This is a genomic window from Phycisphaerales bacterium AB-hyl4 (assembly GCA_041821185.1).
GTDB lineage: Bacteria > Planctomycetota > Phycisphaerae > Phycisphaerales > Phycisphaeraceae > Natronomicrosphaera > Natronomicrosphaera hydrolytica.
This window is the reverse complement of sequence record JBGUBD010000012.1, coordinates 98,016-120,169: the sequence shown is the minus strand read 5'-3', so window position 1 is coordinate 120,169 and position 22,154 is coordinate 98,016. Positions and strand designations below refer to the sequence as shown.

Annotated in this window: 19 protein-coding genes; 6 read left to right on the top strand and 13 right to left on the bottom strand. The window is 64.6% G+C overall.

From position 1 onward, the window contains the following. The first annotated feature begins 129 nt into the window (after positions 1–129). On the top strand, positions 130–1,056 hold the full coding sequence (locus tag ACERK3_16485; GenBank protein MFA9479882.1) for a dihydrodipicolinate synthase family protein: 927 nt from the start codon (positions 130–132) through the stop codon (positions 1,054–1,056). Positions 1,057–1,827: 771 nt separating this feature from the next. Here ACERK3_16485 and glmS read toward each other — a convergent pair. From glmS to ACERK3_16470, 3 genes are all read right to left on the bottom strand, one after another. After that, positions 1,828–3,732, bottom strand: a complete 1,905-nt coding sequence (gene glmS / locus ACERK3_16480) for a glutamine--fructose-6-phosphate transaminase (isomerizing) (protein ID MFA9479881.1) — start codon at positions 3,730–3,732, stop codon at positions 1,828–1,830. Between the two features lie 173 nt (positions 3,733–3,905). Then, entirely contained in the window at positions 3,906–4,820 is a 915-nt protein-coding gene (locus tag ACERK3_16475; protein ID MFA9479880.1) for a metallophosphoesterase, read from the bottom strand. 37 nt (positions 4,821–4,857) lie between these two features. Then, on the bottom strand, positions 4,858–5,076 hold the full coding sequence (locus ACERK3_16470) for a DUF2905 domain-containing protein (GenBank protein MFA9479879.1): 219 nt from the start codon (positions 5,074–5,076) through the stop codon (positions 4,858–4,860). 239 nt (positions 5,077–5,315) lie between these two features. On the opposite strand from ACERK3_16470, the gene ACERK3_16465 reads away from it, so the two are divergent. Then, on the top strand, positions 5,316–5,786 hold the full coding sequence (locus tag ACERK3_16465; protein ID MFA9479878.1) for a DUF4383 domain-containing protein: 471 nt from the start codon (positions 5,316–5,318) through the stop codon (positions 5,784–5,786). 241 nt (positions 5,787–6,027) lie between these two features. Beyond that, positions 6,028–7,500, top strand: a complete 1,473-nt coding sequence (locus ACERK3_16460; protein MFA9479877.1) for a DUF342 domain-containing protein — start codon at positions 6,028–6,030, stop codon at positions 7,498–7,500. Positions 7,501–7,570: 70 nt separating this feature from the next. On the opposite strand, the gene ACERK3_16455 is transcribed toward ACERK3_16460, so the two are convergent. The 4 genes from ACERK3_16455 to ACERK3_16440 all read right to left on the bottom strand — a co-directional run bounded on the left by ACERK3_16455 (position 7,571) and on the right by ACERK3_16440 (position 11,858). Beyond that, a complete protein-coding gene (locus tag ACERK3_16455; protein ID MFA9479876.1) occupies positions 7,571–8,899 on the bottom strand; it encodes a DUF1501 domain-containing protein in 1,329 nt (442 codons plus the stop codon). A gap of 74 nt (positions 8,900–8,973) precedes the next feature. Then, complete coding sequence (locus ACERK3_16450) at positions 8,974–10,464, bottom strand: DUF1800 family protein (GenBank protein ID MFA9479875.1); 1,491 nt, start codon at positions 10,462–10,464, stop codon at positions 8,974–8,976. Between the two features lie 180 nt (positions 10,465–10,644). Next, a complete protein-coding gene (locus ACERK3_16445) occupies positions 10,645–11,382 on the bottom strand; it encodes a hypothetical protein (GenBank protein ID MFA9479874.1) in 738 nt (245 codons plus the stop codon). A 158-nt stretch (positions 11,383–11,540) separates the two neighbouring features. Further along, positions 11,541–11,858 (bottom strand): hypothetical protein, encoded by a 318-nt coding sequence (locus tag ACERK3_16440; protein MFA9479873.1) that lies wholly within the window; start codon positions 11,856–11,858, stop codon positions 11,541–11,543. A 232-nt stretch (positions 11,859–12,090) separates the two neighbouring features. Between ACERK3_16440 and ACERK3_16435 the strand changes: the two genes are divergently transcribed. From ACERK3_16435 to ACERK3_16425, 3 genes are all read left to right on the top strand, one after another. Further along, positions 12,091–13,410, top strand: coding sequence for a DUF1015 domain-containing protein (locus ACERK3_16435; GenBank protein ID MFA9479872.1), 1,320 nt, complete (start codon positions 12,091–12,093; stop codon positions 13,408–13,410). A gap of 156 nt (positions 13,411–13,566) precedes the next feature. Next, a complete protein-coding gene (locus ACERK3_16430) occupies positions 13,567–14,238 on the top strand; it encodes an RNA polymerase sigma factor (GenBank protein ID MFA9479871.1) in 672 nt (223 codons plus the stop codon). A gap of 6 nt (positions 14,239–14,244) precedes the next feature. Continuing rightward, positions 14,245–15,300: a hypothetical protein gene (locus tag ACERK3_16425; GenBank protein MFA9479870.1), complete on the top strand. Its 1,056-nt coding sequence runs from the start codon at positions 14,245–14,247 to the stop codon at positions 15,298–15,300. A 105-nt stretch (positions 15,301–15,405) separates the two neighbouring features. Here ACERK3_16425 and ACERK3_16420 read toward each other — a convergent pair whose 3' ends face one another. From ACERK3_16420 to ACERK3_16395, 6 genes are all read right to left on the bottom strand, one after another. Further along, a complete protein-coding gene (locus ACERK3_16420; protein ID MFA9479869.1) occupies positions 15,406–15,756 on the bottom strand; it encodes a translation initiation factor in 351 nt (116 codons plus the stop codon). Between the two features lie 32 nt (positions 15,757–15,788). After that, on the bottom strand, positions 15,789–16,367 hold the full coding sequence (locus ACERK3_16415; GenBank protein MFA9479868.1) for a hypothetical protein: 579 nt from the start codon (positions 16,365–16,367) through the stop codon (positions 15,789–15,791). 143 nt (positions 16,368–16,510) lie between these two features. After that, entirely contained in the window at positions 16,511–19,474 is a 2,964-nt protein-coding gene (leuS, locus tag ACERK3_16410; protein ID MFA9479867.1) for a leucine--tRNA ligase, read from the bottom strand. A gap of 65 nt (positions 19,475–19,539) precedes the next feature. Next, positions 19,540–20,379, bottom strand: a complete 840-nt coding sequence (locus ACERK3_16405; protein ID MFA9479866.1) for a TrmH family RNA methyltransferase — start codon at positions 20,377–20,379, stop codon at positions 19,540–19,542. 77 nt (positions 20,380–20,456) lie between these two features. After that, a complete protein-coding gene (locus tag ACERK3_16400) occupies positions 20,457–20,990 on the bottom strand; it encodes a KdsC family phosphatase (GenBank protein ID MFA9479865.1) in 534 nt (177 codons plus the stop codon). 86 nt (positions 20,991–21,076) lie between these two features. Next, a complete protein-coding gene (locus ACERK3_16395; protein ID MFA9479864.1) occupies positions 21,077–22,105 on the bottom strand; it encodes an SIS domain-containing protein in 1,029 nt (342 codons plus the stop codon). Positions 22,106–22,154: the final 49 nt, after the last annotated feature.

The window sequence follows — 22,154 nt, the reverse complement described above, 5'->3', positions numbered from 1 at the left end:
TGCCGAGTTGATCGGAGCGCGGCAGGGCGAGCAAGCCGAATGCTATGCTCGCAAGCTGCTCGACAGCTCGATCGCGGCGTTGGATGACTACTTTGCTTCAAACTTGCTGGACGACCCAGTGGATTTACGATGACACACCAGACCTCGAACGTCCGTGCAATCGCCGGTGTCCTGCCGGTGGTTCAGATGCCCTATCACGATGACGAGTCGATTGACTACGACACGCTTGCCCGTGAAGCCGACTGGCTCTACGCCCACGGCGCGGACGGCCTGGTCGTGGCGATGGTTTCAGAAGTGCTTCGCCTGACTGAGCGCGAGCGTCGCGATGTGGGCGACTTTCTCGTTCGGCACGCCGGCGGGCGTCGCGGCATTATCACCAGCGTCGGCGCGGAAAGCAGCTACCTGGCTTGCGAACTGACGCGTGCCGCCGAGCAGACGGGGGTGGATGCCGTCATGGCCGTGCCGCCAATCGCCATCGCCGCCGATGAATGCGAAATCCGTCGCTACTACGAGCGGATCACCCTCGCCACATCGCTGCCGGTGATCGTGCAGGATGCCAGCGGTTACGTGGGCAAGCCCATGTCGATCACCATACAGGCCCGCTTGCTGTGCGACCTCGGCTCGCGGATTTACTTCAAGCCCGAAGCCGCGCCGATCGGCCCTCGGCTCACCGCGCTTCGCGAAGCCACTGACGGCCAGGCCCGAATTTTCGAAGGCACGGGCGGCCTCGCGCTGGTCGACAGCCACCGCCGCGGCATCGTCGGCACCATGCCCGGTGCGGACATCCCCTGGGCGATTCGTGCGCTGTGGGATGCACTCGAAGTCAACGACGTGGAATCCGTGAACCGCATCTCTCCGCCTTTGATGGCGCTGATCGGCATGCAGAACTGCCTCGACGCCTTCCTCGCGATCGAAAAGCACCTGCTCATAAAACAAGGCGTCTTCCGCAACGCGATTGTCCGGGGCCCGGTGGGCTACCAACTCGACGAGCCGACCCGCATGGAAGTCGACCGTCTGTTCAACCTGCTTCAGCAGGCCGTCGGGCAACTCGCCTGAGAACGTGTATGAAACCTGCCCGTTCAGTGGCGGGGCAGGGGCGGGCGTGCGCTTCGTCGCCGCTGACTTGCTGGTACCACCGCTCACCCACCGGGCCAACGTCCGCAGCGTGACGATGGTGATCAAATCCCGCATGGCGCCGCCGTCCTTCTTGCCGAACTTGACCAGCCGGGCCTTCTCCGCCGGGGTCACCGTGATCCGCTTGGGCAGCTTGCTCCTCAGGATCTCGTTTTCGATCTTGAGGCACTGCACCTGGACGGCCAGGTCGCGCGGTGGGTGGCGTAGGCGATCACCGTCAAGCGCGGATGGAACAGCTTGGGCATCGGGTACAATCCCCCTTTGCCGTGTCCCTGCCGGCGGCTGTCAGAATGAAACGACCATCGCCGGGAACAGCCCTCGCCGCGCTTCAACGCGTGCCAAGTCAGCACCCGGACGAGCATCAGGGGTGCGAACAATCCGATAAACACACTGCTGGATCGCGTGGCCACGGTGGTAGGGGCAGGATTGATCCACGGTCGGATAGCAAGCTGGCTCCGCCGGAACCCGTTGCAATGCTCTCAGACAGGGTGAATCAAGGCATGGCTGATATGTCTGCGGGCCTGATTCATCTGTCTGATTGTGAAGGTATCCCGAGAGGCCACACCACACAGAAAGAGGAGTAAACCATTTTTTAATGAGTTTACGCCTCAATAGATTCAAGCCCTGCGGGATAATCCTAATAACCCGTGGGCTTTATTGGGGGTGGATGTGATGTGCGGAGGCGTCGGTGGGTTATTCGACGGTGACGCTTTTGGCGAGGTTGCGGGGTTTGTCGACGTCCTGGCCTCGGAGGACAGCGCCGTGGTAGGCGAGCAGTTGGAGGGGGACGACGGTGACCAACGGCTGGAGGGGTTCGGGTACGTCGGGGACGCGGAAGACGAAGTCGGCGTAGCGGTTGATTTCTTCGTCGCCTTCGGTGGCGACGGCGATGATGCGTCCGCCGCGGGCTTTGACCTCTTCGATATTGGAGATGACCTTGTCGTACTGGCTGCCGCGCGGCGCGATGAAGACGACGGGCATGCCTTCGTCGATGAGCGCGATCGGGCCATGCTTCATTTCGGCGGCGGGCATGCCCTCGGCGTGGATGTAGCTGATCTCTTTGAGCTTGAGCGCGCCTTCGAGTGCGACCGGGTAGTTGTAGCCGCGGCCGAGGAACAGCCAGTTGTCGCGGTCGACGACTTTCTCCACGCAGTCGCGGATGTGGTCGGACTGTTTGAGGACGGTCTGGATGTGGTCGGGCAGTTTTTCGAGCTGGTCGATGTAGTGGGCGAGCACGTCGGCGGCGAGGAATTTACGTCGGCCGACGTAGAGGGCAATCAGCGTGAGCACGGCGACCTGGCCGACGAAGGCCTTGGTGGAGGCGACGCCGATTTCCGGTCCGACGTGGAGGTAGACGCCGGCGTCGGTTTCGCGGCTGATGGTTGAGCCGACCTGGTTGACGACGCCGAGGGCGAGCGCACCGCGTTCGCGTGCTTCGCGGAGTGCGGCGAGGGTGTCGGCGGTTTCGCCGGACTGACTGATGGCGAGGATGACCGAGGCGTCTTCGATGATGGGGTTGCGGTAGCGGAATTCGCTGGCGTAGGCGGCGCGGGCGGGGACTTTGGCAAGGTCTTCGAGGAGGTATTCGCCGATGAGTCCGGCGTGGTAGGCCGTGCCTTGCGCGGTGACGATGAAGCGTTTGGCGCGGACGAGGTCGCGGGTGTATTTGCTGAGTCCGCCGAGGACGACACGGCCTTCGCGGTGATCGAGTCGGCCGCGGAAGCAGTTACGCAGGGACTCGGGCTGCTCCATGATCTCTTTGAGCATGAAGTGTTCGTAGCCGCCGAGCTCGATCTGTTGCAGGTCCATCTCAAGTTCGGAGACCTGCTGGGTGACGGGGACGTTGTCGATGGTGGTGGTTCGGAAGTCGACGGCCCACGGTCCGCCGGTGGTGGTGAGCTTGTCGTCGGGGCCGGCGCAGAGGCGGGCGACCTGGTAGTCGTCGAGGGTGATGACCTGGGTGGTGTGGCTGATGATGGCGGCGGCGTCGGAGGCGACGACGTAAGCGTCCTCGGCGATGCCGATGATCAGCGGGCTGCCCTTGCGGGCGCAGAGGAGGGTGTGCGGCTCGGCGTCGCAGACGACGGCGATGGCGTATGCGCCGGTGACTTCACGGAGGGCGGACTGGACGGCTTTTTCGAGGCCGCCGCCTTTTTTATTGTCGGGCTGGTAGAGCTCGGCGATGAGCTTGGCGAGCACTTCGGTGTCGGTCTGGCTGGTGAAGGTGTGGCCCTTGCCTTCGAGGTATTTGCGCAGGGAGGCGTAGTTTTCGATGATGCCGTTATGGACGAGGGCGATGGTGTGGCCGTCGCGTGTTTTGCCGAGGTGTGGGTGAGCGTTGGCCTCGCTGGGCTCGCCGTGGGTGGCCCATCGGGTGTGAGCGATTCCGAGGGTGGCGCGGAAGCGATCGGGCTCGGCGTTGAGCTTGTCGTCGAGGACGCTGACGCGGCCGACGCTGTGGCAGACCTGCGTGCCGTGATCGGCGGAGACGACGGCGACGCCTGCGGAGTCGTAGCCGCGGTATTCGAGGCGCTTGAGGCCTTCGATGAGCAGTGGGGTGACTTGTCGGTTGCCGACGTAAGCGACGATGCCACACATGGGCGAGTCCTCAGTTGGGGAGCGATGGTTGAACAGGCCGGAAGATTCCGCTGCGAGCCGCGCGGCGACTCATCAGCGGTTTGTATCACAAAAGACGTTGGTGTTTGGTTAAATCAGTTTTTCTTACATCGACCATATACGCGCAGGGGTTCAGCTTCTTGCGTGAGTGTGGATTATACGACGCGGCGGACTTGCCATGTCGCGTCGGCGTGGCGTGCACGGCCCTTGGCGCCGAACGTGCCGTAATGCCCGTCGGGGGTGGGGACATGGTGGGTGAGGTGCAGCTCGTGGTGGGGGTCGTCGGGCAGTTGGAGTTCCCAGAAGCCTTGGCCCATGGGGTAGTTGGCACTGGTCATGCACGGAGCGCCGGCGTTGACGCAGGTCAGGTGCGGGCCTTGGCCGTTGCGTCGGATCCAGTGCCAGGGCTTGTGGATGTGGCCGTGGACGAAGACGACGCGCGCGGGGCATTTTTCGAGCAGCTTGTCGAGTTTTTCGCCCTCGGCCATGTCGTGGGCCCAGGTTCGCGGCGTGCCGGGCGGGGTGGAGGCGGGGTAGTGGCAGAGGACGAGGACGCCTTCGTCTTCTTTCATGCTTTCGAGGATCTTGGCGGTGCGTTGGAACTGTTCCTGGCCAAGCTCACCGCGTGAGAAGACCACTTGCGGGCGGGCGGAGTCGAGGCCGAGCAGGTGCCAGCGGTCGGAGAGCTTTTGGTGATGCGGGAAGGCGCGGGGGAGCAGCGAGCTCATGATGGTTTCGACGCGTCGGCTCTTTGCCGAGCGGAAGGTGTAGCGGTCGTGGTTGCCGGGGACCATGAGCACGGGGGCGGTTTGGGCGAGCGGTTCGAAGTAGCGGACGATGTCGGAGAACTCGTCTTCGAGGCTGGTGGTGGTGACGTCGCCGGTGAGGAGGACGAGGTCGGGCTGAAGCTCGGCGGTGCGTTCGATGACCAGATCGAGCAGGCTGTGGTTGAACCGGAATCGGCGGTTGAACCAGAGGTTCGATTGGCCGAGCAGTCGTTTGCCGAGCAGTCGTTTGAAGTCGACTTTGAGTCGGAAGTGGTGGATGTCGCCGATGATTGCTATACGCACGAATCGCTCCTCGAAGCGTTGTTGGGTGTTGTGGGCGTTATCGCGTCCACGCATGCCAGAGCCAGACTACCAGTGTAGCCACGGCGGAGAGTACGAGGCAGGTGACCAGCGGGAAGTAGACCCGCACGCCGTCGGCCTCGTAGACGATGTCGCCGGGCAGGCCGCGGAAGCCCAGACGTCCCGCGAGCCAGACCGCTCCGCCGACGACGATCAACACGCAGCCGATCGTTAGCAGGATCTTGCCGGTGGTGGTCATGGTTCCATTCTAGTCCGGGTGGGGTGGCCGTGAGGCGGTCCCCGGGTGAAAACATCCGGAAGACTCTGGTTTTAAGGATTCGTTGCGGACATTGGGGTGAGCGGCAGCCATGGCGGGGATTGCGAATCCTAGGATTGCACGTCGGCCGCGCTATTAACGTCCGTGCAGGTAAACCGCCTTCGCTCGGAGCCGGCCTGATTGATGTGACTTCGACTCACGCCATGCAAGGAGGCAAGGCCATGCAACGAGCTGCCAACGATCGTCCAACGGAACGGCGACACGATGCCCATCGACATGACCTGAACCCGGCCACGGCGGCACGGTGGACGGCGCGCGTCCTCGGTGTCGTGTTCATTCTCATTGCCCTGCTGGGGTTCTTCGGTGACGACCACGTGCTAGGTATTTTCTCAGTCAACACATTGCACAACTGGGTCCACCTGCTCTCAGGCGTGGTGCTGCTGGGGCTGGGCTTTGCCAGCGAAGTCGCGGCGCGGACGACGCTGTGGGTCTTCGCGGTGGTGTACGGCCTGGTGATGCTGCTGGGATTCTTCGGCGTGCAGTGGATCAACGAAGCGCTGAATATGAACATGGCTGACCACTGGCTGCATCTGGTGCTGACGGCGGTGTTCATTATCGGTGCCGTGGTTTCGCATGCTCAGGAGCGATCCCGCCACGAGGCGACGGCGGCGACAACGCGGCCGCGGGCGTGAGGTGATGTGATAAGTGGGATGGGGAGGTGTTGCCGGTTGGGAGGTTTGTAAGGGGTGGAGCGATTGTGCAAAGCCCAGGGACGGCCGTCCCTGGGCTTTATTGCGGGCAATTCTTGTATGGGTGTAACAAGATGACCCCCTGAATCGGTCGATATAACCGATACAGGGGGTCATCTTGCGCCTATGTCACAGGTGCTTCGGTTTGAGGGGGATGTTGGGTTTGGCGGGGGCTGGAGGTTGTATGACCGGCCGTACGAAAAGCGGACAGTTTGCGATACAAGTGTCTGACGACCGCATGTCGGCGACGCTGTCCGTGCCGCCGAACCTCAAGCCGAGCGAGGTAACGGGGCAGGCGGTGCTGGCGGAACTGGAGGCGGCGGGGCTGGCAAAGCGGTCGGCGTGGACGGGGGCGATCCGTGATGCGGTGGCACGCTATCAGGCGGAGCCTCGCGAGATGGTCGAGGTCACCCTTGAAGGCGACCCGCCCACCGAGGGCGAGCACGGCTGGTTCGAATGGGACCGCAAGTGCGATCCGGCCCGCCAGCCGAAGGCGGGAGCGAATGACGACCCGGCGGACTTTTACAGCCACTCCCCGTTCATCATGGTGATGAAGGAGCAGCGGATCGGTCGGCTGCACCCGCCGGTCGAAGGCGAGGCGGGCATGACTGTGACGGGTGAGCCGGCTATGCCGCGGCCGGTGCGCGAGGCGGAACTGCGGGTAGACACTGCCAGTGTGCAACTGGCTGACGACGGCGAGTGCACCGCAGTGATGACAGGCGTGCTGCATCACGAAGACGGTACGCTCCGCGTCGACCCGTGTCTGCAGGTTGAGGAATACGTCGACTTCAGCACGGGCCATATCCGCTTCGAGGGCGATGTCATCGTCCGCGAAGGAGTGCGCGATCTGTTCGAGGTACGCACCACCGGCAGCGTGCAGGTGATGGGGCTGGTGGAAGCGGCGCGGATTGTGGCGGGGCAGAATTTCAACGCAGACGGCGGGATGGCGGGGCGTGAGAAGGGCAGCGTTGAAGTCGGCCGGGACATGACGGCGCGGTATCTCAGCGGCGTGACGGGCACGGTACGACGGCACTTGGAGGTCGAGCGTGAGATTGTCAACTGCCAGCTCAGCGTCGGCGGCGAGTTGCGGGCGGAGCGGGGCGTGCTCATGGGCGGGGAGATGGCGGTGACGGGGCGGGTCGTGCTGCGCGACCTCGGCTCGCAGGCGGGGCATGAAACGCGGCTGGCGATCGGCAGCGCACCGGCGATCGAGGCGGGCATCGCGCAGGCGGCGGCGATGATTTTCAAAATCGACAAGCAGTTGAGCGACGAAGAAGCCGAGGTGTTCAACGTGATGACCCATCGCGGCGGGCCGGCTGCGGAAGAATTGCTCAACAACCTCAAGGTGACGAAAGCGAACCTCAAGCAACAACGCGACGCGCTGGAGTCGAAGCAGACGGCGCTTAAGGCGCTGCTGGAGAAGCGGCGACACACGGAGTTGATCGTGCACCGCGCAATTCATCCGGGCGTGGTGTTGCTGTATCGCAATCAGTCGTTCACGTTCAAGGAGACGATCGAGGGACCATTGGTCATCGGCCATAAACGCGATCAGCCGAACGATCTGATTCTGAAGGAACTGACCAGCGGGGAGCAGCGGATGTTGTTGGAAGTGGCGAAGATGCGCGTGCTGGCGGGGGGCAAGACGCCCACGGCGTGACGCCGTGGGCGTCCTGGGTGTTGTTGGGTTTCGTGGGTGTTGTTGGGCTTGGTGGGGGGCTGCGGTCACGTCATACGTGGACGATGCCGGCGGGCTGGACGGTGCGGGCGAAGGCGGCGTCGCCGTTGAGTTTCATCCAGTTTTCGAGCACATCGCGGTAGACGCTTCGGAAGTCGATGTTATAGGTGATATCGCCGTTTTCGAGGTTGCTCATGCTCGGGTGATCGCCGAGCAGGCCGGGGCGGGCGTGGTCGCCGAAGAGGAACATGGGGCCGGCGGCGCCGTGGTCCGTGCCTTGCGAGGCGTTTTGTCGGACGCGCCTGCCGAACTCGGAGAAGGCCATCGTCACCACACGGTGGCCGTGGCCGGTCGCGTCGAGTTCGCGGTAGAAGGCGCGGACAGAGCCGGCGAACTGTTGAAGCAGGTTGTTGTGCGGGCCGAACTGGTTGGCGTGCGTGTCGAAGCCGCCGAGGGCGACGTAGTAGACGCGCGTGGGCAGCTCGGCGCGGATCATCGCGGCGACGGTTTCGAGTTGGCTTGAGAGCGGGCCGCCGGGGAAGCGGGTTTTCGATTCCTGTTGCACGGCTTGTCGGACTTTGGTGGAAGCGACCTGCGCGTCGAGGGCGGTGCGGAAGATAAACGCGGCGGGGTCGTCTTCTTTGGGTGTGCCGTTGGGCGTTCCCACGGATGCGCTCCGTGGGCTTTGTGATGTTTGTTCGAGCAGTTGGTTGTAGGTGCTGGTGAGGGTTTCGTCTTGGTTGCCGCCGTGCCATCGGAAGAGGTTGGGGCGTTGGAAGGTGACGGGGCGGACGTCGCGGCCGAGCGTTGCCAGCGGCGCGGTCGTGCCGAGGGTGATGCACTCCATGCCGTGCGCGTCGGTGGTGATGTCGTTTTGGCGTGCGTGGTCGAGGGCTCGGCCGATCCATCCGCGACCGCGTTGGCCGGAGCCGCTGGTGTCGGTGATGCCGGAATGCCAGACGTCCATGGAGGCGAAGTGCGAGCGGTTGGGGTTCGGATAGCCGACGCCCTGGAGGATGGTGGCGCGTCGTTCGCCGAGCATTTCGTAGAGGTCGCGAAGGCCGGGGTGCAGGCCGATGCCGGTGTTTGGATCGACGACGAGCAGATCGCGTTCGGGCACGGCGATGTTGGGTCTTGCGTTGTAGTATTCGCGCATGCCAAAGGGAATGACGGTGTTCAGGCCGTCGTTTCCGCCGGAGAGCTGGACGACAACGAGCACGCGGTCATCGGGCACGCCGGGCTTGTTTTTGACGAGGCTGTCGACGTCGGTCATCGCGGCGGCGGCGTTGGGCAGGAAGCCGGGCACGCTGCCGACGGTGGAGAGCATGGCCAGGCCTGTGTGGAGAAACTGGCGACGGGTGAAGGCGTGTTTGTCGCTCATGGTTTATCTCTTCGTCGTTGCGTTTGCGGTGTCGTCGGCCTCGCGCGGTCTGCGTGGGCTGAACGTGAGCACTGCTAACACAACTGGTACTCCGGCATGGTCGTGATCAGCACGAGCGCGGGCACGAGGGCGTCGGCACGGACGGTCGCACCGGCGCGTCGTTCGAGGTCGCGTACGAGCGAGGTTCGGCGGTCGGCGGGGATGTGGTCGCCGACGAGTTGGTCGACCAGATCGTTGATGACTTTTTCGGGTGTGCGATCGGCTTCGGGCAGGTGAGCGATCAGCGGCATCGGGTCGTACGGCCGACTGTTGCGCGACGCGCGCGGCACGGCCGGGTGGCCGGTCAACAGATACAGACACAGGTTCTGTCGCGTGAACAGCGTCGAGGTGTTGACCCACGCTCGGCCGACGTCCCAGCCGGCGACGGAAGGCGGATCGAAGTAGGCCTGGCCGAGCTGTTCCATGGTCGCGCGGAGTGCGCCGGCATCGCGGTGGGGGGTGTTCATCATCCGCACGGAGCCGGCGGCGAGTTGCGTCGGGCTTTTGATTTTTTTGCCGACGATGGCGGCGTCGTAGAAGTGCTGGCTTTTGAAGAGCGTTTTAAGGACGGGGGCGAGGCGGTATTCGTTGCGGCGGACGAGCGTGGCGAGTCGGCGGATGGCGGCGACCTGCGTTGGCGTGGCGCGGTCGGGGATGACGTCGGCGACGAAGTGGCGGTAGAGCTTGTAGGCGACAAAGAGGGCGCTGGCGTTTTGCTGAAGCAGGTGTCGGACGAGCGTGTCGCCGTCGAAGCTCGTGCGTCGGCCGAGGATGGTTTTCTGTCCGCCATCGTGGGCACGCTGGTTGAAGTGGAAGTCGTTGTGGTCGACGTGGTAGCCGGTGAGGGCGCGGGCGGCTTCTTTGATGTCCTGTTCGGTGTAGTTACCTTCGCCGAGGGTGAACAGTTCCATCAGCTCGCGGGCGAGGTTTTCGTTGGGGTTGGATCGGCGGTTGAGGTTGTTGTCGAGGAAGCGGAGCATGGCCGGGTCGCGGACGATGCCGAAGGCAAGGTCGGCGAAGCTGCGGTTGGCATGCTGGCGGAAGAGCATGTTCTGCTGGTACATCTGGAATGTGCTGCGGACGTTGCGGTGGCGGGTGGCGAAGTGATCATGCCAGAGCAACGTGAGGTTTTCTTCCAGCGGGCGGGGGGTGCGGAGCATGACGTCGAGCCACCACTGCTGAAGCTCGTGGAACATGGCGCGGTCCTGGCCGAGCCGACGCAGGCGTTCTTCGATGAGGCGGTCGAGTGTGTCCTGGTCGCCTGCGCGTCGGGCTTGCTGGCGTCGGCGCTGCTCTTCGGGGGTGTAGGGGCGCATGAGGTCGGGGTCGACCTGGGCGTTGGGCAGGCGCCAATTGATGGTTTGATAGTCGACGAGTTGGTCGACCGCGGCGTCGAGGCCGATTTCGACGAGCTTTGCGGATTGGCCCGGTTCGGGGCCGAAGGCGGCGCGACGTAACAGGTGGCGGGCCTGTGCAGGCCCGAAGTCGTCGTCCGCGAGTCGGCTGAACGAAGTGTTTACTGCCATGACGCCCGCCTCTGTCACCACCGCACGCCCATGACCTGAATATCGGCTCAACGGTGGGACGAGCCCGATCATTGCAGGCAGTTGGGGTGGAAATGTCTGGGGCCTTTGGGAACCCACGGATTTTATCCGTGGGCTTTATGAGAGCCATCTTAGCTGGCGGTGGTGGGTGGGCCTAGCTTTTTAATGGTTTTGTCGACGTTGCCGGTCAATGTATAGCTGGCGGACGCGCTGGATGACGGCGCGGCGGTCGGCTCGGGTGAGGCCGAGCAGGGCGGTGCGCATCACGGCCCGCCAGAGGGGGGGCGGGGTGGTGACGCCCGCTTCGCGCAAGGGGATGCCGAGTTTGTGCAGCATCTCGGCGAGGATGGCGGTTGGCCGACGTCGGCGGGCACGTTCGAGGCTGGCGGTGTCGATGACGATCAGCTGGGCATCGAGGTGGTGGTCGAGGTCGATGACGAGGTTGCTGGGCTTGAAGTCGTCGTGGAAGAGGTTGGCGTGAGCGATGGCGGCGGCGGCGCGGCCGACGGATTGGCCGACGTGGCGGGCGAGGGCGGGGTCGGCGAGCTTGCCTTCCACGACGAGTTCGTGGACGGTGTGGCCGGGCGCGTGGTCGAGTTCGAGTTCGACCATGAAGCGGCTGCCGTGGCGGGTGAAGTGCCAGGCCCGCGCGACGGCGGTGGTGGCGATGCCGGCAGCTTGAAGCCAGGAGACGCCGCGGGCCTGTCGTTGGGCCTGCGATCGGCCGAGGGCGAGCTTGACCAACAGCGCAGGGGTGAGGGGCCAGCACTTGACGGTGGTGGCGGGTTGGCCGGGGCGTTGCACCAGCCAGACGGCGCGTCGGCCGTCGGCCTTGAAGCAGCGGACGCGATGGGCCGGGCCTGCGGATGCGTCACGGGTTGCTTGAGCGGGGTCTGTCACGATGGGCGGTCCGGCAGTGCTGAACGTGGTCGGTGGCGGTGTGGTCTGGCTGCGGCGTTCGCTGAGGGCAAGATTTATTGTAGGGCGGCACAAATGAAAGCGCCCCGTCGTTGCTTGCAACGACGGGGCGATGGTGTTGGTCGGTGGGTGGGGCGAGGTCAGGCCTGGCTGACTTCGACGAAGCGCTTGACGCTGCCGAGGTCGCGGATGACGTCGACGCTGGCGAAGATCGTGCCTTCGTCGCCGATGTCGCCGGTGACCGGCCGCTGTTTGACGGTGTAGCTGGTCCAGTCCCGGCCGCCGCGCTGCTTGTGCTTGGCGCTGGTCTTGCGGACCTTTCGCAGGCGATCGTCTTCGCGCTTAACGTCGGCATCCTTGCTGAGGATGCGGGTGAGCGTCTTGCGAGCCGACGCATTGGTCGGGTGCTTGACGACCTTTACGCGGATGGTCTGGCCGGGTGTGACATTGTCGATCATGGCATATTCCTCGTGTGCATTGCAGCGAGCCGGGCATTATCGCGTAAAGGGCGGGCAGGGTCAAATCGGCGAATTATGCGGGGGTTAGAGGGTGTTGCGTGCAGGGGTGTCTCACGCATTCGCTGCGCTACATCCGTGGGCTTTGGGGGGAGCGCCCACAGAGAGGGCGAATTCGTTTATCCTTGGGGGCTTTGGCGCACCTGAGACCTTAGACCCGAGACCTGACAGAATTATGCCTGAGATTCACCCGATTCCTGCCGTAACTTTCGCTGACCGTGGTAACGAAGACGTTTCCGACCGCATTGCCCCGCCTTACGACGTGCTGGACGCGGACAGCAAGGCGGCGTTGCTCAAGCGGAACGAGCACAATGTCGTCGCGGTCGATTTGCCGCACACGCCCGCGAAGACGCTCGGGCCCGACCCGGTCTACGTCGCGGCGGGCGAGCGGTTCCGCGACTGGCTGAAGGCGGGCGTGCTCAAGCGACGCGAGACACCTGCGATTTTTGTGTATCAGCAGACCTACACCGTCGCCGGCCAGCAGTTCAAACGGCGGGGCCTGATCGCCAACATTCCCACGCAGCCGTTCGGCCCCGGCGAAAACGGCAAGGGCGGCGTCTTCCCCCACGAACAGACGTTCTCCGAAGCCAAGCAGGACCGCCTGAAGCTGATGAAGGCGACGCAGGCCCAGCTCTCGCCGATCTTCGGCCTGTACTCCGACCCGGAGCAGGAAGTCGGCGCGCTGCTCACGCAGACCGTCGAGTCGGGCGAGGCGAGCTATCACGGCAAGACCAACGACGGCGTGATGCATGAGGTGTGGGTGGTCGACGATGGGCCGACGGTCGGCGCGTTCCGCGCGGCGCTGCTGGCTCGCGACGTGTTTATCGCCGACGGACATCATCGCTACAACACGGCGTTGAATTTAAAAAACGAGCTGATCGAGGCGGGCAAAGACCCCGGCCGAGCGGGCGAGTGCCTGTTCGTGCTGATCTCGATGCAGGACCCGGGCATGATCGTGCTGCCGACGCATCGCGTGCTTGGCGGGATGCAGGGCTGGTCGCTGGCGAAGTTCCAGGAACTCGCAGGCGAGCAACTGAGCTTCGAGCCGGTGGCGGGCGATGATGTGGCGGCGCTGGAAAAGGCGGTGGTGGACCACCCGGCGAAGCATGCGTTCGGGATTTACGACCCCGCGGCCGAGACGCCGATGGTCGTGGCGGCGACGCGGTCGGATGACCCGCTGGCGGAGCGGTTCGCGGACCGGGCCGAGGCGTGGCGGACGCTGGACGTGGCGATTTTGCAACATCTGGTGGTGGAGCAGCTTTGCGAGGCGAATTTCACGCCCGGCGATGCGTCGGTGACGTGGAAGTTCCCGCATGAACTGTCGGTGCTCAAGCAGATGGTGGACGGCCCGGACTACCAGGTGGGCATCGTGATGCGTGCCACGCCGCTGGACAGCGTTCGACAGGTGAGCGAAGCGGGCGAGCTGATGCCGCAAAAAAGCACCTATTTCTACCCGAAACTTGCAACAGGGCTTGTGATCAATCCGTTGGATTGATCGCTGACGCGATCGGGGTTTCTGGTTCGTGGTTTCTCGTTTCTGGTTGATGTACTCGCCCCGCTCTTCAGTTGGCGGGCGGCTGGCGGGCGAATCAGAACGAGAAACCAGAAACAAGAAACCAGAAACCCCTCCGATCCCCTAGAATTCCACCGCATGCAAGACGACGCGGACAAGTCGCTGGACGAGCTCAGCCACGAGCAGGTGGTGCTTCGTTACCGTGACGGCGACGAGAAGGCGTTTGAGATGTTGGTGCGGCGGTTTCGGCCGGAGCTTTTCCATTTCCTGTTGCGATTCGTCAATAACCGGGCCGCGGCGGAGGATTTGTTCCAGGAAACCTTCCTCCAGGTGCACCTGTCGATCGATACATTCGACACGACCCGAAACTTCAAGCCGTGGCTTTTTACGATTGCAGCGAACAAAGCAAGGGACTACCTGCGTAGAAACTCTCGGCAGCGGGCGGCGCCGTTGTCGGCTCTGGTGAATGCGAACCAGGACAACGGCCGAACGTTTGTGGATTTGCTCGAAGCCGACCTGCCGTTACCGATGGAGGATCTGGAGAAGCAGGAGACTCGGGAGCTGGTTCAGGAGGTGGTGGACGCCTTGCCGGACCATTTGCGCGAAGTTCTTTTGTTGGCGTACTTTAACCACTTCGCCTACAAGGAGATCGCCGCGATGCTCAGCATACCGCTGGGCACGGTGAAAAGCCGGTTGCACGCGGCGGTCGGCACGTTCGCCGAGCTTTGGAAGAGTCGCTTCGACGCCAGGCAGCAGGAATTGGGCAATGGTGGCGGTGGGGATGTTAAGCCGGGGCAGGATCAAGGGTGAGTTGGCATGAGTGAAAAACGCGATCAACAGGCACGTCGTCGTGAGCAGCTGGAGCAGCCGGTACAGATTCGCTACGTCAGCCCGGCCGACGCGCCGGTGCTGGACGCGATCGTGGACGGCTCGGCTGTGAAAGCGACGATGTCGGAAACGGACGCCCAGCGGCGCGAGAAGGTCGAATCGCTGCTGGGGCTGCTTGATGCCGTGGGCCCGGACGAGTCGGGCGACGAGCAGGAGGCAGGCGTGCGGCGGGCGATCGCGGCGGTGCAGGCGGCGCGGCAGCGCGAACGGTTCGCGACGCAGGTGCAGATGCTCACCGAGCCTGAGCCGACGCTTGGCGTGGGCTGGCGGCAGGTGGCGATGGCGGCGGCGGCGTTTGTCGTGGCGGTGTCGCTGCTGTTCCCCGTGCTCGAACACAACCGCTCGGAGGCAAGGCGGATCGCGTGTGCGTCCAACCTGCAACAGGCGGGCATGGCGTTTGGTCAATATGCAGCGGCCAACAACGGCATGATGCCGCGCGGCCACGTGCAGCCCGGTTCGACCTGGTGGAACGTCGGCCAACAGCCCGACCACGAACACGGGGCGAGCCCGTCCAACACGGCTCACCTGTTCATTCTCATTCGCCAACGTTATGTCGAGCCGGAGACGCTGGCCTGCCCGGAAAACAGCGCCGCCTTCGTGCAGCAGTTGACGCAGAATCAGATCGACTGGCCGTCGCCCGACGCGGTGTCGTACAGCTATCAGAATCAGTACACCAGCGATCCGCTGCGACTTAGCCGAAGCGGGCACGCCGCGGTGCTGGCGGACAAAAACCCGCTGTTTGTGATGGGCGCAAGCGGCATGAGCTTTGACGAGAAGACGCCGCGCACCGCGGCGAGCCGCATCCACGACGGCCGCGGGCAGAGCCTGCTGACCGCCGACGGCGGCGTGCGTTGGACGGTGAGCCCGATGCTTCGCATCCCCGGCCGAGGCGACTCGACCAACTTCTGGGTGGCGGACGGCGTGAAGACCTTCACCGGCCGAGAGCTGCCCAGCTCGCCGGACGACAGTTTCCTCGTGCCGTGATGTGACGCGCTCGCGAATTTCAATTTAAGACGGATGACCCGGTCAAACTCGGGCTCGATGGATGAGGTAGACGCCCACGGCGTGACGCCGTGGGCTTCAAGTGCGTCAGCCGCCTGAAGGTTTGGCGGGATAGCCTGACTTTTTCAACTCGGCGACAATGAGGTCGCGGTGGTCGCCTTGGATTTCGAAGCCGTCGGGGTGCAGGCCGCCGCCGGCGGAGCATTTCTGCTTGAACTGTTTGAGCATCGCGGGCAGGTCGGAAGCGTGCGGGTCGAGGCCGGTGACGACGGTGACCCATTTGCCGCGCCGCTTTTCGCGCTGCACGCGCGCCGGCTGATCGCGCGGCGAGGTGACTTCGCCAGCCGCATTACGCGGACAGGTGCACGCGTCCGTCGGCTTGTGGCAGACGGGGCAGGTGACCGGACGCTCAAGCGACGTGCCGTCAAATAAACCCATGGTTGCATGGTAACAGCGCCGCGGCGGTGCGGTCATTCGCTTTGGACGAGCAGGTCATCGCGATCGTCGGCCGGTGGCTGCTGTTGTGGCGGTGCGGGACGGAGGAAGATCGCCCGCGGCGTGGGGCGCGTCGTCGCACTGGGGTCGGGCTGGTCTGCATGGTGATGACGCACCACGCGAGCGGGGCTGGCGGGCTGCGCGGCCTGGTGCAGGCGCTGCGCGCGGATGATGGTGTGGTTCTTGTCGATGCCGCCTGTCGGTCGGCGGTAATCGACCTGCGGGTCGACGAGCACGGTGACGCCGCCGACGCGCACCTCGGCCAGATGCGGGAGCACAGGCTGTTCGCTGAGCGCCCGGCTGACCACGGCGGCGGGCTCGACGATCTGCCGACGTATCAACTGCGGCCCCTCGGGGCGATTCGTATCGATGGGCAACCGCTGCACCGTCGAGGGCGTATCGGCCTCGGCGACGGGGCCATCGCGCGTGACGACATGCGGCCGAGTGCGGTCCTGCGCCGACGCATCGTGCATCGGCGCGAGTAAGGTCATCGCCAGGCCCAGCAACGCCAACGATCCGCAAGGCAACGAACGGGTGAACGTGTGGAACATCATCGCGCCTCCCTTGGCAGTTTTTCCGCGCCTCTGCGTCACGTACTGCCCGGCAGCGGGCGCTGTCGGGCCTTCGTTGACACACTATGCGGTTGCAGCACGCGCGTCGCCAAGGGGATTGCAATTATTCGGTTGTTGAATGAAAGTTAATTCGCCACAAGGTTCACCATTCGGCCGGGCACGACGATGACCTTGCGCAGCGTCTTGCCTTCGATGGCCGCGGCGATTTTCGGGTCGGCCTTGGCGGCTGTCTCCACCGCCGCCTCGTCCGCGTCGGCGGGCAGGGTGATCTTGCCACGCATCTTGCCGTTGATCTGCACCGGCAGCTCGACCGTCGCACGCGTCAGCAGCGACTCGTCATAGCTCGGCCAGTCGGCGTCCGCCACCGAGCCCGCTTTGCCCAGACGATGCCACAACTCCTCCGCGACGTGCGGCGCGAGCGGCGAGAGCATCCGCACCATCGGCTCGGCCACCTCGCGAGGCACGCGGTCCAACGCCACCAGCGCGTTGTTGAGTTCGATGAGTGCCGCAATGCCCACGTTCAGCGACAGCGAGTCCAGCGCGTCGGTCACGCGCTTGATCGACTTGTGCAGCAGGTGGCGAAGCTCGTCGTCGGGTTCGCTGTCGGTGGCGAGCAGGTCGCCGGTGTCTTCGTTGACGAGATTTCGCCAGAGGCGTTGGAGGAAGCGCGAGACGCCGACGATGTCACGGCTGGACCAGACCTTCGACTGATCGAGCGGGCCGAGATACATCAGGTAAAGGCGAAGCGCGTCGGCACCATGTTCGTTGATGACATCGTCGGGGGCGACGGCGTTTTTGAGGCTTTTGCCCATCTTGCCGTACATCTGCTTGACGGGCTTGCCCTGGTGGAAGAACTGCCTGCCTTTTTCGTCCTGCACTTCGCGAGCGGGCTTGCCGTCCTGGTCGACGACTTCATCGACGGGCACGCGCATGCCGCGCTGGTCTTCGTAGTAGTAGGCTTGGATGTAGCCCTGGTTGAACAGTCGGCCGAACGGTTCGGGCGTGCTGACGTGGCCGAGGTCGTAGAGGACTTTGTGCCAGAAGCGAGCGTAGAGCAGGTGGAGCACGGCGTGCTCGACGCCGCCGACGTAGAGGTCGACGCCGCCGGCGTGTGTGCCGCCGCTGCGTTTGGGGCTTTGCATCCAGTATTGCTCAGCGGCCTGGCCGACGAGTTGTTCGCTGTTTTGCGGATCGAGGAAGCGGAGGTAGTACCAGCATGAGCCGGCCCATTGGGGCATGGTGTTCAGCTCGCGTTGGCAACGTTCGCCGTCGATTTCGACGTACTTCCATGATTCGGGCGCGCGGCCGAGCGGCGGCTGCGGCGGGGCGGCCGGGTCGTCCGATGCGGCTGGGCGGAAGTCTTCCATCTCCGGCAACTCGACGGGGAGGTCGGCTTCGTCGATCGCTTTCGTGCCGCCTTCCGGGCAATGGGCGATGGGGAATGGTTCGCCCCAGTAGCGTTGTCGGCTGAACAGCCAGTCGCGGAGTTTGTATTGCACCTGGCCGTGGCCGATGTCTTTGCGTTTGAGCCATTGGATCATGGCTTGCTTCGCGTCGGCGGTGGGCAGGCCGTTGAGGGTGATTTCGTCGTTGACGGAGTTGACGGCTTCGCCGTGCCCGACGAATGCGTTGTCGAAAGCGCCCGCGTCTGCGAGGTATGCGTCTGACGCGGAGCTGCCTGGGTTTTGCTGGCTTTCAATGGCGTGGGCTTCGAGCCAGTCGTCGTCGGGCATGACGACGGCGCGGATAGGCAGGTCGAACTGCTTGGCGAAGGCGAAGTCGCGATCGTCATGGGCGGGCACGGCCATGATCGCGCCCGTGCCGTAGCCCATCATGACATAGTCGGCGACCCAGATCGGGATGCGCTCTTCCGTGACGGGGTTGATGGCGTAAGCGCCGGTGAAGACGCCGGTCTTTTCTTTGGTGTCGGCCTGGCGGTCGATGTCGGCCTTGGCTTCGGCCTGCTTGCGGTATTCGTTGACGGCGTGGTACTGGTCGGCGGTGGTGATCGCTTCGACGAGCGGGTGTTCGGGAGCGAGCACCATGTAGGTTGCGCCGAACAGCGTGTCGGGGCGGGTGGTGAAGACGGTGATGACGTCGCCGGTGTCGTTGGTGTCGCTGGCGACTTCGGCGTCGTTGGTTGGGCCGACGATGGGGAAGTGAACTTCCGCGCCTTCGCTTTTGCCGATCCAGTTGCGTTGCATGAGCTTGATCGGCTCGGGCCAGTCGACGAGGTCGAGGTCGTCGATGAGGCGTTCGGCGAACGCGGTGATGCGGAGCATCCATTGCTTGAGCGGGCGTTTGTGGACGGGGTGGTTGCCGCGCTCGGAGCGGTTGTCGTTGGTGACTTCCTCGTTGGCGAGCACGGTGCCGAGGGCGGGGCACCAGTTGACGGGCACTTCGTCGAGGAAGGCGAGGCGGTACTCGTCGATGAGGGCGCGTTGCTGTTTGGGCGTGAGGTCGTACCAGCGTCGGGTGAAGACCTGTTCGCCTGCGATGGGTTCGAGGCCGGTCATCGCGCCTTCGAAGACGAGCTCGCCGTCGGGCCCGATTTCGATATCGCCGGCTTGCAGCGCCTGTTCGAGTTCTGCGATGGGTCGGGCGCGGTTTTGCGTGGGGTCGAACCAGCTGTGATAGAGCTGGAGGAAGACCCATTGGGTCCATTTGTAGTAGGCGGGTTCGGTGGTGGCGACGCGTCGTGACCAGTCATAGCCGAGGCCGAGCTTTTTGAGCTGGCTGACCATGTTTTCGATGTTGCGTTCGGTGGTGATGCGTGGGTGTACGCCGTGCTCGACGGCGAACTGCTCGGCGGGGAGGCCGAAGCTGTCGAAGCCCATGGGGTGGAGGACGTTGTAGCCGCGCATGCGTTTGTAGCGGGCGACGATGTCCGTGGCGATATAGCCGAGCGGGTGTCCGACGTGCAGGCCTACGCCGGAGGGGTAGGGGAACATGTCGAGCACGTAGAACTTTGGGCTGGCCGGGTCGAGCTTGCCGTTGGCGGGCTCGCCGGGGTTTGGCGTGCGGAAGGTGTTGTTCTGGTCCCACCACGCTTGCCAGCGCGGTTCGATTTCGTGTGGCTGGTATTTCATGTCGGCATTAAGGATAGCGTTTTGCACGCGGCATTTCGCGTTGGCGGATTTGTGGTGGGGGCGGCTTAGCGGTGGCGTTGGCGGGTGGCTTCGAAGAGGAGGATGGCGGCGGCGGCGGCGGCGTTGAGCGAGTCGACCGTGCGGCTGTGCATCGGGATGTGCACGCGGCGGCCTGCGGTGCGGTCGGCGGCAGCGAGCCAGGCGTCGGCGAGCCCCACGTCTTCCGGGCCGATGACGATCGCGGTCGGACCGGTGAAGTCCACATCGGTATGGGGCACGGCCTGCTGCAACGTGCTCGCGAAGATGCGGTAGCCCAGCGTTGTGAGGCGGTCGATCGCCTCGGCTTCGCTGGCGGCGATGGTCGGCAGGGTGAAGACCGCGCCGGTGCTGGTGCGGATCGCGTTGGGGTTGAACGGGTCGACGACCGCGCCGGCGGTGACGACGGCAGCGGCGCCGGCGGCGTCGGCAGTGCGGACCATCGCGCCTAGATTGCCCGGCTTTTCAATGCCCACCGTCACCAGGCAAAGCGGCGAGGTGGCGGCGGCGGGCAGGTCGTCCCACGACCACGTCGGCTGCGGAATGACGGCGAGCACGCCCTCGGGCTCGCGAACGTAGGCGATCTTGCGAAACACGGCGGCGGGCAACTCGGCGACCAGCGCGTCGGCGGGAAGGCCGGTGGCGAGGCGGTTAATTGCAGCGCTGTCGTGTCGGCCGGGCTGGTCGAGCAACTCGGGACAGTGATATAGCTCGACAATGGGCAGGCCGGCGGCGCAGGCACGCGTGATCTCACGCGAACCCTCAGCGATGAACAGCCCGAGCTTGCGGCGGTGACGCTGCTCACGCAGGCGGACGACCTGCTTGATACGCGGGTTGGTGAGACTGGTGATATGAAGGCTGCGAGGCATGGGGTTTCGAGTTTCTGGTTTCGAGTTTGTTGTTGGGAGGGCTTCGGGGGGCTCGGGCTTGTGGGGTGGTGCGAAAGTTAATCGTTGGTGTAGGGGGCGAGGGCGGTGCGCCATTTGTTTTGCGAGCGGAGCAGGTGCTCGGCGGCTTCGCGGACCGCGCCGTGGCCACCTTGGGTGAAGGTGACATAGTCAGCGGCGTCGCGGACGGGCTTGCTCGCGTCGGCGACGGTCATGCGGTAGGCACACTTGCGCATGGCGGGGAGGTCTTGAAGGTCGTCGCCCATGTAGGCGGCTTCGGCGGCGGGGATGTTGATGTCGTTGAGCAAGGTCGCAAGGCCCGCGGCTTTGTCGGCGACGCCTTGCAGAACGTGGGTGATGCCGATCTCCTGCATGCGGAGCGTGACGGCTCGGCTGGCGCGGGAGCTGAGAATGGCGACGTCGATGCCGTTGTCGCGGAGGAGTTTGATGCCCAGGCCATCGCGGACGTGAAAGCGTTTGATCTCGTGGCCTTGCTCGGTGAGGGTGATCGAGCCGTCGGTGAGGACGCCGTCGACGTCGAGGACGAGCAGCTTGAGGTGGTCGATGTTGGCAGTTGGGTCGGGGAGGGTCATAAGCGTTTCGAGTTTTGAGTTTCTAGTTTCTAGTTGGGGAGGGAAGCCCACGGATTGACGCCGTGGGCTTCGGGGTGGGGTCGTAGTCAGCCTTCGATGACTTTCAGGGCGGCGAGGTCCTGGACGTCGATGAGGCCGACGGGGTGGTGGTTTTCGTCGACGATGGGGATCTCGTCGAAGCGGTGCTCGCGGACGATGCGGACGGCGTCGCGGACGAGGGCGTCGATGGGGAGGGTGGTCGGGTGGGTGGTCATGATCTGGCGGATGGGGCCAAGCCAGGCGTCGGGGCCCTGGCGGATGAGTGCGGTGCGGAGGTCGCCGTCGGTGACGATGCCGGCGAGCTTGCCTTGGTCGTCGACGATGAGCAGAGCGCCCGCGCGTCGCAGGCCGGAGGCTTTGGCGAACTGCTCGGCCTCGGCGTAGGCCTGCTCGACGGTGCGGTCGGGGTGGATGAGCGGGAGGTTGGCGTCGGCGGGGGGTGCGGCTTTGAAGCGCATGGCCTGGGTGACGGGGGTGAGTTGCCTGCCGAGGCCGCCGCCGGGGTGGAGCTTGCGGAACTGTTCGACGCCGAAGTTGCGTTGGCGTGCGACGGCGAGGGCGAGGGCGTCGCCGAGCGCGAGCATGGCGGTGGTGCTGGCGGTGGGGGCGAGGTTGAGCGGGCAGGCTTCGGTGACGTCGCCGACGGTGAGGGTGACGGTGGCGAGTCGTGCGAGGTCGCAGTCGGGCTTGCCGACGAGGGCGAGCGTGGGCAGGCTGTCTTGTCGGAGCAGTTCGGCGAGTGTGACGACTTCTTCGGTGTTTCCGCCGTAGGAGAGCAGGAGGGCGGTGTCGCCGCGTCGGATGCGGCCGAGGTCGCCGTGCACGGCCTCGGAGGGGTGGAGGAACTGGCTGGGCGTGCCGGTGGAGGCGAAGGTGGCGGAGAGCTTTTGGCCGATGAGTCCGCTTTTGCCCAGGCCGGAGATGATGAGGCTGCCGGTGCGGGGGCTGCCGTCGTCGTGCTGGATGATGAGGTTGACGGCTTGCTGGAAGCTGTCGTCGATGGTGATGTGGCGGATGGCGTCGGCCTCGGCGTTGAGGACGCGGCGGGCGAAGTCGGCCTGGTCGGGGGTGGTCATCAAGGTAGTGTCGAGGTTCGAGTTGGGAGTTTCAAGTTTGAGCGAATCC

Excerpts from the sequence above, each read along its gene's own strand:
- ACERK3_16485 (MFA9479882.1), top strand. The coding sequence starts at position 130 with ATGACACACCAGACCTCGAACGTCCGTGCAATCGCCGGTGTCCTGCCG.
- glmS (MFA9479881.1), bottom strand. The coding sequence starts at position 3,732 with ATGTGTGGCATCGTCGCTTACGTCGGCAACCGACAAGTCACCCCACTG.
- ACERK3_16470 (MFA9479879.1), bottom strand. The coding sequence starts at position 5,076 with ATGACCACCACCGGCAAGATCCTGCTAACGATCGGCTGCGTGTTGATC.
- ACERK3_16465 (MFA9479878.1), top strand. The coding sequence starts at position 5,316 with ATGCAACGAGCTGCCAACGATCGTCCAACGGAACGGCGACACGATGCC.
- ACERK3_16460 (MFA9479877.1), top strand. The coding sequence starts at position 6,028 with ATGACCGGCCGTACGAAAAGCGGACAGTTTGCGATACAAGTGTCTGAC.
- ACERK3_16455 (MFA9479876.1), bottom strand. The coding sequence starts at position 8,899 with ATGAGCGACAAACACGCCTTCACCCGTCGCCAGTTTCTCCACACAGGC.
- ACERK3_16450 (MFA9479875.1), bottom strand. The coding sequence starts at position 10,464 with ATGGCAGTAAACACTTCGTTCAGCCGACTCGCGGACGACGACTTCGGG.
- ACERK3_16440 (MFA9479873.1), bottom strand. The coding sequence starts at position 11,858 with ATGATCGACAATGTCACACCCGGCCAGACCATCCGCGTAAAGGTCGTC.
- ACERK3_16435 (MFA9479872.1), top strand. The coding sequence starts at position 12,091 with ATGCCTGAGATTCACCCGATTCCTGCCGTAACTTTCGCTGACCGTGGT.
- ACERK3_16430 (MFA9479871.1), top strand. The coding sequence starts at position 13,567 with ATGCAAGACGACGCGGACAAGTCGCTGGACGAGCTCAGCCACGAGCAG.
- ACERK3_16425 (MFA9479870.1), top strand. The coding sequence starts at position 14,245 with ATGAGTGAAAAACGCGATCAACAGGCACGTCGTCGTGAGCAGCTGGAG.
- ACERK3_16420 (MFA9479869.1), bottom strand. The coding sequence starts at position 15,756 with ATGGGTTTATTTGACGGCACGTCGCTTGAGCGTCCGGTCACCTGCCCC.
- ACERK3_16415 (MFA9479868.1), bottom strand. The coding sequence starts at position 16,367 with ATGATGTTCCACACGTTCACCCGTTCGTTGCCTTGCGGATCGTTGGCG.
- leuS (MFA9479867.1), bottom strand. The coding sequence starts at position 19,474 with ATGAAATACCAGCCACACGAAATCGAACCGCGCTGGCAAGCGTGGTGG.
- ACERK3_16405 (MFA9479866.1), bottom strand. The coding sequence starts at position 20,379 with ATGCCTCGCAGCCTTCATATCACCAGTCTCACCAACCCGCGTATCAAG.
- ACERK3_16400 (MFA9479865.1), bottom strand. The coding sequence starts at position 20,990 with ATGACCCTCCCCGACCCAACTGCCAACATCGACCACCTCAAGCTGCTC.
- ACERK3_16395 (MFA9479864.1), bottom strand. The coding sequence starts at position 22,105 with ATGACCACCCCCGACCAGGCCGACTTCGCCCGCCGCGTCCTCAACGCC.